Origin of the sequence: Parendozoicomonas callyspongiae (assembly GCF_023502345.1) — a bacterium.
Classification (GTDB): Bacteria; Pseudomonadota; Gammaproteobacteria; order Pseudomonadales; family Endozoicomonadaceae; genus Sansalvadorimonas; species Sansalvadorimonas callyspongiae.
Genome location: NZ_JAMFLX010000001.1, coordinates 267,771 through 279,651 on the forward strand (window position 1 = coordinate 267,771; position 11,881 = coordinate 279,651).

The 11,881-nt window shown below is 45.9% G+C and carries 7 protein-coding genes; 6 read left to right on the forward strand and 1 reads right to left on the reverse strand.

The genetic code is table 11. The features are described 5' to 3' along the window. Window positions 1-134: 134 nt before the first annotated feature. The 6 genes from M3P05_RS01170 to M3P05_RS01195 all read left to right on the forward strand — a co-directional run bounded on the left by M3P05_RS01170 (window position 135) and on the right by M3P05_RS01195 (window position 10,575). Window positions 135-3,989 carry an inositol phosphate phosphatase SopB gene (locus M3P05_RS01170; RefSeq protein ID WP_249697395.1) on the forward strand — a complete coding sequence of 1,285 codons (3,855 nt, stop codon included), beginning with the start codon at window positions 135-137 and terminating at the stop codon, window positions 3,987-3,989. A 103-nt stretch (window positions 3,990-4,092) separates the two neighbouring features. Next, window positions 4,093-5,451 (forward strand): tRNA uridine-5-carboxymethylaminomethyl(34) synthesis GTPase MnmE, encoded by a 1,359-nt coding sequence (gene mnmE, locus M3P05_RS01175; protein WP_249697396.1) that lies wholly within the window; start codon window positions 4,093-4,095, stop codon window positions 5,449-5,451. 721 nt (window positions 5,452-6,172) lie between these two features. Next, entirely contained in the window at window positions 6,173-8,062 is a 1,890-nt protein-coding gene (gene mnmG, locus M3P05_RS01180; protein ID WP_249697397.1) for a tRNA uridine-5-carboxymethylaminomethyl(34) synthesis enzyme MnmG, read from the forward strand. A 110-nt stretch (window positions 8,063-8,172) separates the two neighbouring features. Next, window positions 8,173-8,841, forward strand: coding sequence for a 16S rRNA (guanine(527)-N(7))-methyltransferase RsmG (rsmG, locus tag M3P05_RS01185; RefSeq protein ID WP_249697398.1), 669 nt, complete (start codon window positions 8,173-8,175; stop codon window positions 8,839-8,841). Between the two features lie 13 nt (window positions 8,842-8,854). Further along, the gene (locus M3P05_RS01190; protein ID WP_249697399.1) at window positions 8,855-9,664 is read left to right on the forward strand and encodes a ParA family protein; all 810 of its coding nucleotides are present in this window, start codon (window positions 8,855-8,857) and stop codon (window positions 9,662-9,664) included. Window positions 9,665-9,672: 8 nt separating this feature from the next. After that, window positions 9,673-10,575, forward strand: coding sequence for a ParB/RepB/Spo0J family partition protein (locus tag M3P05_RS01195; RefSeq protein WP_249697400.1), 903 nt, complete (start codon window positions 9,673-9,675; stop codon window positions 10,573-10,575). A gap of 50 nt (window positions 10,576-10,625) precedes the next feature. Here M3P05_RS01195 and M3P05_RS01200 read toward each other — a convergent pair whose 3' ends face one another. After that, window positions 10,626-11,831 carry a Ulp1 family isopeptidase gene (locus M3P05_RS01200; protein WP_249697401.1) on the reverse strand — a complete coding sequence of 402 codons (1,206 nt, stop codon included), beginning with the start codon at window positions 11,829-11,831 and terminating at the stop codon, window positions 10,626-10,628. Between the last annotated feature and the right edge of the window lie 50 nt (window positions 11,832-11,881).

Below are 11,881 nucleotides of genomic sequence, written 5' to 3' on the forward strand. Positions count from 1 at the left end.
AAAAAGCGGGCTTATAGCCCGCTTTTTTTTTGAGGGGACACTATCCCGCCACCCTTCCGGCAAATACTCAAGATAGCGAGGAGATATGCCTACCATAAAGGCTACTAGGGAGTTGCTGAATCCAGGGAGAGGGGATGAAGATTTTGATTCCAGTCAAAAAAGTATTTGGAAGCCTGAGAGATTTTGCTTCAGATTACATAATCAAACCAATCAAAACCCTTTGGGGCAGACTTGTTTCTTCATCATCGGGACAACGTAATATTCCCAAACCAGATAATCAGACTCACATGCGGGTCAGGAGGACTCTGAGAAGAAGAAGAACCACACATAAAACTCCCACGGAAACCATAACTCAAACACCTCAAACATCCCCAAGAAGACATACGAAACCTTCACCTCCTCCTTTCGAAAGGCCGCAAACCCAGCAGCAAGACCTTATTGATCTAAGTGATCCACCCCAATCTTCACATCAGCGCGGGAAATCTGAGGATGTCCTATTTATGCCTGTTCAAGGTGGACTGGCCGCTTCATCAAGCCCGTTACCCGAAAATGAAGATGTCAGAGATCATATAACCTTCGAAGAGAATTTCTCATCTGAAGACAAAGATAACAGTTTGTTTGTTCCTACAAGCTCAAAGGGTTTAACAGCATCTGTACCCCCAGCATTTGCAAGTGATGTTACAGAAGGTATTCCTGACTTCAATAAAACACCTTCTATCGAGCCTTACAGCGATGCAGCACCTACAGGATTTCCACGAAAACGCTTGTCTTCAACAAGTTCAGAAAGCTCTTCCTTATCAATATTTGAGAACAGAAAAAGCTCTACCGGCAGTCAAGACTATGACCCAGAGGATAACGAGTTTTCCAGTGATGAAGGCGATAGCGATGTCTTTTCTCCACCATTGTCACCAACTCTCTCACCACTGCAATTAGATAATGAACCTCGCTTTCGCAATGATTCCCTGTCAACTCCAAGAAGTACTTTGTCCAGTCTTTCTGAAAGAGAGGGCTTCTCAGAGGATTATTCAGATGACTATCGGGCAACCACTGATGATAACGCAGAAAGTGACCTGGAAGCCTATCCCCAAGCATCTCTAAGAGATTATCAAGAACCGCCAAAATCTATAAGAAAGTTTTCATATGACTCTATAGATGAGGCTGATGATTTTCCTGCAAAACAAGAGCATAAGAAAAGAAACAAGCCACAACATTTCATGAGATCACATAGTGTCCCAATATCATCAGATGATGAAGACAGAGAAAATACTAGTGGTAATAATGATCTTCTCCAATCTCTTAGCGGCATTAAGCGCCCAGTAAAAAAGAGAGTTCACCAAGAACTGCGCAGAGAGCTAGATGAAATAAAAGAACAAGTTGATGATGTCACCAAGGAAGAAATGCAACGTGAGATAGACCAAATCGTAATGCAATCCCTTGGACCAGCAATGCGCAGAACCTTAGCCGAACAAGGTCTTATAAGTGCCGATAAATCAATTGTTGTGGATTCAGTATCCGATAGTGGAATAAGCAGTGATGAAAATATTCATACAGATTCACATGAGAGTATCAAAGTTCAGTTTGTTATTGTTAATGAAGAAGGAGGCGATAGTGGCATTGATTCTGGTACTGAAGTTAGCTCTAACTCAGACCAGGAAATAGATGACTCAAGTGATAATGAAGTAAAAATTTTTGTTAAGTCATCAGGTAATAAAGAGGCTCTTATTGCCAAATACTCATCTTCTGTTGATAAAATACTGAAAGAAAACAATGTTCCAAAAACAGAATGGGAATCAGTAAAACATAAGGTTCTCCACGAGTTATCTTCAGGTAATGTATCAAAGGCTGATCTCAAACAAATAGTTACTCAGCAAGTTCAAAACTATAAATCATCTGCAGAAATGATGATGCAAAATACGGTCACGCTAATGGCGGGCAGGCGCCCAACAGGGCCTATCAAGCCCGAGGATATCCTCGACCTACAAAATAGACAGCCACATGAACAAGCACCTGTTACCTCCGGTGATATAGCAGCACTGGAAACTCTCGCCCAAATAACTCCCCCAGCCATTGCTTGTTGTGAGTACAACCCTCATACGAGTGGAGATGACATTAACATCACTCAACAAATTGCAGAAACAGAAACAATCCTATCTGAAGTAAAATCTAAACTAAAAGCATTCACTGATTTAGGTAGTGGAACATCTGCTTATTGGGGAGGGCCTGGAAATTCCGACGATCATTACAATATAAAAACCAGCGTCTTCGAAGACCTTCAGCAAATGGAAACCAAACTAACCAACAAGCTTCAGGCATTAGAGCTCTCCAGGAAAGGAGACTTCAGACAACTTAAAAATATCGCTCCCTCCGTAGATTTATTTGACAAAGTTGCCCTAGAGCTATTAGAAGAAAAAATTTCACAAACCTCAGAAGATCTTGAATCACTGAATCAATCACTGAAAAAGCAAAGATTCCTTTCTTTTTCCTGGTCCAAGAAAAAAGCAAAAATCGCTATAAAGGAAACTTTATTGAAAGAGCTGAATAAAGCTCATCAAAAAGTTCAATCTGCACGTGATAAATGCAAACTAACTCCAAACGACGACGGTATTGTTATCGATGCAGTAAAGCAACTTAAGAAATATGAAAAAGCTATTGCTGAGGCTATGGAGTCTGTAGACCTAAAGGAAGAATACGAGCTTAGTAAAACAGAGATGTTAAATGATACATATACTGAGTCTCTAGAGGAAGACATTCCTCTGCAGGTTGATGGAGCATTCCATAAAATTCATACAACAGCGAAACCAGCCCATGAAGCAAGATTTACCCTCGAGGGAGAAGATGGCGAGATAGAGCCACATAAAACTCCATACGGCGGGACAATCAGAAACTCAGCAACCAAATATGATCCGGATCATGCCCGTAACTTTTATATTCAGAAAACAGTGGATGAAGCCGGAAATGTGATTGAAAGAGTCTTTCGCCTCGGAATTCCAACTCGCTTCTGGGATGACCCCATCAAGCGAGAAGATATAGAAACAGTCTGGAAAGAAGTGTTTGTTGCTCAAATTTGTGAAACTCATGCAGATATTCCCGGATTTAAAGATGCTGTAGATAAAGGTCCCGAACACGCAGTGCCTCTACCAATGTCTTATACATGTCTACTCAGTCCGGATATGTTTAGAAAAATCACAGGTCTCCATGAAAATGAGCATATGATGGCCGAAGAAGCCATCGAAACACTGCTGGAAATGGAAGACAAGCCCATTGAACTTGAAATACGCGATAGCCAGAGTGGAGAACTTCACACAGTGTGGGTTAAACCAGATTCTGTTGCTTTGATCATGCCCCTGAATCAGTTGGCATTCTCAAAAACACAGAAACACCTTTTGGGAACCTTTAAGCTAGCAAACAAGTACAACAAAAAAGCAGCAATAAAAATGTTTGGTGACTTTGGCAGGAAACCCAAAAAAGGTAGAGATACCGAACATCTGGGCGGATCAGTAGGGCAGTATCTCAATGATCACCAAAAAGATATATCTCCTCTTGAAAGAGAGCAAATCATTGCCATCTCTACCGAAATGGCTCGGGTTATCCACAACAAGCTCTACCACAAGGGTGGAGCCAGACCAAATTATCTGGGGTGGCTTCAACAGGAACTCTGTCGTTTAACCAATCGCAACTATGTCACTGGCTGTAAGAGCGGTAAAGACAGAACAGGGAATGCCTGCACGGCAAACACTGTCGAAAGTGCCGAAGCTCATTACAGACTCAAGGCTGCAATAGAAGAAGGGAAGAAAGATCCATCCATACCTGAAATTATGAACTTCGGAACAGATTTGCAAACCTCAGAGAGAGTTCTCAACATGAATACAGCTCTGTTTCTAAGTCCAAGCATGGGTATTACCAGAAACTGCGTGGGCTTCTCAGGCCTGAAGTGTGACGACACGGCTCTCGGCGTCAATAGCCCGCAACTGGTATACGTCAAGAACTGATTCTCACTCCCATCTTGTTGGTATTGGGCAAAACCACGACTTTGCCCAATACCCTCTGCTTCATTAGACTACCGTCCTTTCAAATAATCCTTTCAGACAGGTCATGACCCATCAGGACACCATCGTCGCTCAGGCGACGGCCCCCGGCCGGGGCAGCGTTGGCATTGTAAGAGTCTCAGGCTCAAGAGCACGAGATATTGCTGATATCATCACAAGGCAGAAGTTGACGCCACGCCACGCCCATTATCTCCCTTTTCTGGATAGTGAAGGGAACACTATTGATGAAGGTCTAGCCCTTTATTTCCCTGGTCCTAACTCTTTTACCGGCGAAGATGTGCTGGAGCTTCAGGGACATGGTGGCCCGGTTATTATCGATCTGTTGATAAAAGAGATTACCAACCAGGGGATTCGACTGGCACGGCCAGGAGAATTTTCCGAACGGGCCTTCCTGAATGACAAGCTGGATCTAGCCCAGGCCGAGGCAATTGCAGATCTGATAGACAGTGCCTCGGAAGAAGCAGCCCGCAGTGCAGTCCGTTCCCTGCAGGGTGCTTTCTCGAAAAGAGTTCACGAACTGACAGAAGAGCTGATTCGCCTACGCATCTACGTGGAAGCAGCTATCGATTTTCCAGAGGAAGAGATCGACTTCCTGTCTGATGGCAAAGTTTCCAAAGATCTGGAACAAGTTATTACCAACTTATCCACAGTATTCACCGAAGCCAGACAAGGAACACTGTTGCGCGATGGTATGACTGTCGTGATCGCAGGACGCCCAAATGCCGGGAAATCCAGCCTGTTGAATGCTCTTTCTGGTAGGGAGTCGGCCATTGTTACAGATATCGCGGGAACAACAAGAGATGTTCTCCGTGAACATATCCACATTGACGGCATGCCTCTTCATATCATTGATACTGCCGGTTTGCGGGATAGTGATGATATTGTCGAGCAGATTGGTGTAAAACGGGCTTTTGATGAGATAGCACAGGCAGACCTGGTTCTGTTGATGGTCGACAGTACAACCACAGAAACCACTGAGCCCCATGATATCTGGCCAGAGTTTGTGGACAGATTACCTTCCGGGGAAAAGATAACTGTTATTCGCAACAAAATAGATCTGTCAGGAGAAGCCGCCGGTTTCACTGAAGGCGAATTTCCGGTTATCCGCCTCTGCGCCAGTTCAGGCAAAGGGGTTGATAGCCTTCGCGAGCACCTGAAAGCCTGCATGGGTTTCACCGGAACAGGTGAGGGAGGCTTCAGCGCCCGCCGCCGACATATCGATGCTTTGGAAAAAGCCAGGGAAAGCCTGGAACAGGGTAAAGCCCAGCTTCAGGGAATGGGAGCAGGGGAGTTACTTGCAGAAGATCTGCGCATGGCTCAACAGGCTCTCGGAGAAATCACCGGAGAGTTTTCCAGCGACGATCTTCTTGGACGCATTTTCTCCAGTTTCTGTATAGGAAAGTAATGCACAAGTAAGTACTTCCTACTTCCAAACACTCTGTAAGAGAAAGATTCTGCAAAGAAACTTTCTCTTTTTTATGCGCAAGTAATTCACAGGAAAACCTCCCACTTATCCTTTCCCACTGATCACTCACAGGATAATGACTCTGTGGAAACAAGTGCTGAAGCAAGCAATCACAAGGGATTAGAAAAACTACTCACAGATAAGTGTTAACAGATTCTGGATATTGCGATGTGGATAAAATGTGAAAAAGTCCCTGTTTACAAAGCTGAAGATAACCCTCTGGAAATGGCAGGGATAAAATTGTGCGCAATAATCCATGTGTATAAAGAGCCATTTTAAACACAGCATAATCCAAGGAAAATCCAAGGCTGATAACGGTAAATATACAAGGTTATCATTCTCGCAATCCCTTGATATCAAAGAGATAATTTAACATTTCCACAAAAAAGGCCTTCCTATATAACAAACAAAAATAATAATAAGATAAGAATAAATATATATATTCATATTTTCTTATCTATAAGAAAAAGAAGAGTTAATAAGTAAGTTAAAAAGGTTAATCAGTGGTGTAGGTGTTTTTCCACAGGAGAGGACTGTTTTAATTTATTCTGCAACCTTTATACTCTCGCGGCTCTCTATCAGCCTCTCATTGCTTATCAGCTTATATAGAGATAAAGAATCAAGTCAGGAGCAACATCCGTAGTCCGGAGGAAAGAATCACGTGGATTTTCCAGCACGCTTTGATGTGATCGTTGTCGGTGGTGGTCATGCAGGTACAGAAGCCGCACTGGCATCAGCACGAATGGGCGCCAAAACCCTGCTGGTCACTCATAACATCGAAACTCTGGGTCAGATGTCATGTAACCCTGCTATTGGCGGGATTGGCAAAAGCCATCTGGTAAAAGAGATTGATGCTCTTGGTGGAGCTATGGGCAGAGCAACCGATCTCGGTGGTATCCAGTTCAGGGTTCTGAATTCACGAAAAGGCCCTGCTGTCCGGGCGACACGGGCACAGGCTGACCGGATTCTCTATAAAGCTGCCGTTCGTGAAATTTTGGAGAACCAGAGTAATTTATGGCTATTCCAGCAGGCTGTTGATGACCTCATCATGAATGGGGATGCTGTCAAAGGTGTGGTTACCCAAATGGGTCTTCGCTTTGAAGCTGAGCAGGTGGTACTGACAGCTGGAACCTTCCTGGGCGGATGTATCCACATAGGCATGCAGAACTATGGTGGCGGGCGGGCTGGAGATCCTGCTTCCATTAGTCTGGCTAAAAGGTTACGGGAACTGCCTTTGCGGGTAGAACGTCTTAAGACTGGTACTCCTCCCCGTATTGATGCCCGGTCTGTGGATTTCTCTGTTATGCAGGAACAGCCCGGTGATTTCCCAACTCCGAATATGTCCTTCATCGGTAAACCGGAAGATCACCCTCGACAGATCAGCTGTTTTATTACCCATACCAATGAGCGCACTCACGATATTATTCATGGTGGCCTTGATCGCTCTCCCATGTATACCGGGGTGATTGAAGGTGTAGGACCGCGTTACTGTCCATCCATTGAGGACAAAATCCAGCGCTTTGCTGACAAGAACTCCCATCAGGTCTTTATCGAACCGGAAGGGCTGACCACTCACGAGCTATATCCCAACGGGATATCCACAAGTCTGCCTTTTGATATTCAGCTTGATCTGGTGCGTTCAATCCGTGGTATGGAAAATGCTCATATTGTTCGTCCGGGCTATGCCATTGAATATGACTTCTTTGATCCACGGGATCTGAAACCTTCACTCGAGACCAAGGTTATTGATGGTCTGTACTTTGCGGGTCAGATCAACGGCACGACCGGTTATGAAGAAGCGGGTGCCCAGGGCTTATTGGCTGGTCTGAACGCTGCCTTGCGTTCACGTGGTGAAGAACCCTGGTGCCCTCGCCGGGATGAGGCTTACATTGGAGTGATGGTGGATGACCTGATTACCAATGGCACCTCCGAACCCTACCGCATGTTTACCAGCCGGGCAGAATACCGTCTGATTCTGCGGGAAGATAATGCAGATCTGCGTCTGACTGAGAAAGGGCGTCAACTTGGCATGGTTGATGACGAGCGCTGGGCTGTATTCTGTGAAAAGCGTGAAGGTATTGCCCTGGAAGTTGAACGTTTGAAAACAAGTTACGTTCATCCCAAAACTTCTGAGGCTGAGCAGATCAATCACAAGCTGGAAAATCCGGTGTCCCGCGAGTACAGCCTGATGGAACTGCTTAAGCGTCCCGAGCTGAACTATCAGGATATTGCCGGTTTGAAAGGTCAGCCTGTGGATAACCGTCAGGTTGCCGAACAGGTTGAAATCCAGAGCAAGTATCAGGGTTACATTGATCGTCAGACGGAAGAGATTGAAAAGCTGCGTCGGAATGAAGAGACCAGGCTTCCGGAAGCCATGGACTACGACGATATCTCCGGTCTTTCCAATGAGATCCGCCAGAAACTGAAGGATGTTCGCCCGGCTACTCTGGGGCAGGCGGCTCGAATCCAGGGAGTCACTCCGGCTGCCATTTCCCTGCTGCTGATTCACCTGAAAAAGCGTTCAATGACAGGAAAGATTGAAACCGCCTGATATCCACAGACTGATATGTATAAAAAATGCCGCGTTTCCTGATAGGGAGACGCGGCATTTTCATAGTAGACTGCACGGTTTCGAAGCTTTACAGTCAAGGCGTGGCATCTGTGAAAAATCTGGAAGTAATGCTGCAGTTGGGTGCAGAACAAATGGGGATTAACCTTTCCCCCGAGCAACTGGCCCGGCTGCATCGTTATGTTGAACTGCTGGCCAAGTGGAACAAGGTGTATAACCTGACCGCTGTTCGTGATCCAAAAGAGATGGTTTCCCGCCATATTCTCGATAGTCTGAGCATTCTTTCTCACGTAGAACGTCTGACCAATCCTGGCAGCCGCTTTATTGATGTGGGCTCAGGTCCTGGCCTGCCGGGTATTCCTTTGGCGATCATGCTGCCGGACAGGGATGTATCCACTCTGGACTGCGTGGGTAAGAAAACACGTTTTCAACAGCAGGTCTGTGCCGAACTGGATATCACCAATGTCACAGTTCTGAATGAACGTGTGGAAAAGTGGCAGCCGGAACAACCTTATGATCTGGTGATGTCCAGGGCGTTCAGTTCTTTCAGCGATATGATCAAGGGAACGGATCACTTTTTGAAAAGTGATGGTCTCTGGCTGGCCATGAAAGGCATCCATCCCGATGTGGAACTGAAAGAATTAAAGAGTTTCAGACCCGATATTTCTGCAAAAGAATCATATTCACTGACGGTTGCCGGTTGTGAAGGACAGCGGCATCTTGTCATACTGGAACGAATGGATAGGACGCAGGCAGTTTAGGGGAGCCGCGCTGATGGGAAAAATCCTTGCGATTACCAATCAAAAGGGTGGTGTTGGTAAAACGACCTCATGTGTCAACCTGGCAGCCTCTCTCGCTGCAACCCGACGCAAGGTACTGCTGATAGACCTTGATCCTCAGGGTAACGCCACAATGGGCTGTGGGGTCGATAAACACGATCTGGAGTTGTCGGTCTACGACGTGCTTGTGCACAGAACGCCGGCCCAGGATGTTATTGTGGCCGCTGAAGAGGCGGGAATTGCTGTTCTGCCATCCAATGGCGACCTGACAGCTGCGGAAGTTGAGCTGCTGGAGCAGGTGGACAGTGAGTCCAGTCTTCGCCAGGCCCTGGCATCAATCCGGGATGAATATGACTTCATTCTGGTTGATTGTCCGCCGTCGCTTAATATGCTGACGGTCAACGCACTGGTGGCAGCCGATGGTGTGATTATTCCCATGCAGTGTGAGTATTATGCTTTGGAAGGCCTGGCGGCACTGATGGAAACTGTCTCCGGAATCGCGGCAACCAAAAACCCCGGGTTACAGATCGAGGGGCTGCTGCGAACCATGTATGACCCCCGTAACAGTCTGACCGTTGAAGTATCCCGTCAGTTGATTGGTCACTTTGGCAATAAAGTGTACCGTACAGTAATACCGCGTAATGTTCGTCTGGCCGAAGCCCCCAGTCACGGACTGCCGGTAATGAAATATGACAAGCATTCCCGGGGAGCTGTGGCGTATCTTGCTCTGGCCGGGGAACTGATTCGCCGGCAGGAAGCCGGCAAGGTCCGGAAGACTCCGGAACCTGAAACTGCCATGAGGTGAAACGGCGCGTGGCCAGAAAAAAAGCATTAGGCAAGGGCCTGGGAACACTACTGCAAAGTGCCCGGGTTGCTGAAGAAATCGAACAGCTGCAACAGCCGACCACAATTGAACTTCAAACAGTACGTGATCGTATGCTGCGTGAAGTTCCTGTGGAACATATTCAGCGTGGACGTTATCAACCACGTCGCGATATGAGCCCGGAAGCACTGGAAGAGCTGGCAAGCTCAATTCGCAAACAGGGTGTGATGCAGCCCATCGTAATTCGTCCTGTTGGCGGAAATGGCGAAGAGAAGTACGAAATTATTGCCGGTGAACGACGTTGGCGTGCTACTCAGCTGGCGGGTCTGGACAAGATCCCGGCGGTGATTCGGGAAGTATCTGACGAGTCCGCCATTGCCATGGCGTTGATTGAAAATATCCAGCGTGAAGATCTCAATGCCATTGAAGAAGCAATGGCTCTCGCGCGTCTCAAAGAAGAGTTCGATCTGACCCAGCAGGAAGTTGCCGAGGCTGTGGGTAAGTCCCGGGTGACAGTCACAAACCTTCTGAGACTTCTGACCTTGCGGGAAGATGTTCGCAAGATGCTGGAGTATGGTGATATCGAAGCTGGTCATGCCAAAGCCATTCTCGGTCTGGATGGTGCCAAACAGCTTGAGGCTGCCCGTACTGTTGTTGCCAAATGTTTATCTGTTCGGCAGACAGAAGCTCTTGTTCGCAGAATCCAGCAGGAAGATATTGCTCCGGAAGAGCAGAAGAGGGTTGATCCCAATATCCAGAACCTGGAAGAAGATCTTTCCAAAAAAGTTGGTGCCAAGGTTTCCATCCGGCATACAGCTAAAGGGAAAGGGAAACTGGTGATCAGCTATAACACTCTTGATGAACTGGATGGGGTTTTGGCTCATATCCAGTAATGCCTGAAGTATTTTATGGAAAGCGGATGGTCCCACGCTATCCGCTTTTTTTAATCGCTAATGACAATTGGTTTTTCCGGGGTTGTTTCTGTAAGGTCTATTACCTCTGCAGGGGGTGGTTCTAGGGCTTTTAGTGTTATTTCCAGATCGCAAAAATAAATCAGGCTATTGAAAATATTGGTTCTTGTCCTGTGATATGGATAATCGCTTGTTATTTTCAGATTTGTTCCCCCGTGCAGTGATAAGCGATCAATTGCCCAAATTACAGCGACACCACAATCGTTTGTTCCTGCGTTTTGCGGGGGTGTCTCTAGGTTTTCAATAGTGAATCTGCTGAAATCTTTCGAGCAGCCGGTGGTGTTGTTTTTCGTTTCTAACCATTTATGAAACAAACGGGCTTGAAGAATGCCTGTTGGCGTATCTTGTTGTTCGTTTCCTAGTGCGTGGTCCAAATCTCTTAAAAGTATTTTTTCCAGATCGCTTGTAAGCGGGCCTTGTGAAGGGGCAGGCTTTGATAGAAGACTATCCAGATAGTAGATTTTTTCTTTTGTGATATCTGCCACCAGAAGGATCCAGTGACAATTATCAACGTTTACTGGTAAAAAAATTTTACCAACACCTTCAAGCTGAATGGGTTTTTTCTTACTCCTTTGAGGTTCTATTTCAATATGTCCTGTGTAAAGAAAGGGCGATAGATAAATATTTTTTGGCTGTAGAGAATAGTATTCCTGCCGTTTTTCACATAAAGACATGGAAAGTAATAGTAATGAATCTGTCAGCTCTACCCCCTTCTTAAGGTTCAAAATATCCTCTATGGGACATTCTGAGTAAAGAGTTGATCCATTGCATACCAATTTGCATTCCTCTTTTCTGTCCAGCGCTGACGTTATGAAATCAAGTCTCTGTTGGTTTAGCTCTAATTGGTCATTAAACAGAAAGTCAAAATTAATCCCTGGTGCGGGTAAGACGATATTCGAGATTGAACACGAAGCATCTGATGGGTCTATCTGTATACATTCTTTGGGTCTTTTGTGCTCACTTGTTTTGACACTCGTTCTCAGAGGTCTTTTTCGTGATAGTGATGTATCGCCAGTAGTCCCGGTGGTACTGTCTGTTGTAAGTAAGGAGGCTCCCTGATTTATTGACACAGTTGAACCGAAAACATGTGGTGGGCTATGCGGAACTGTTAGTTCTGGCTGTGATTGATAGCTCTTCTGTTGATCTGTCTGGCTGACTGAATCTGAAGTTCTTTCCATAACCCCACCTGAAATTTCTGCACAAAAACTAGTCCGATTTACTGAAGGCT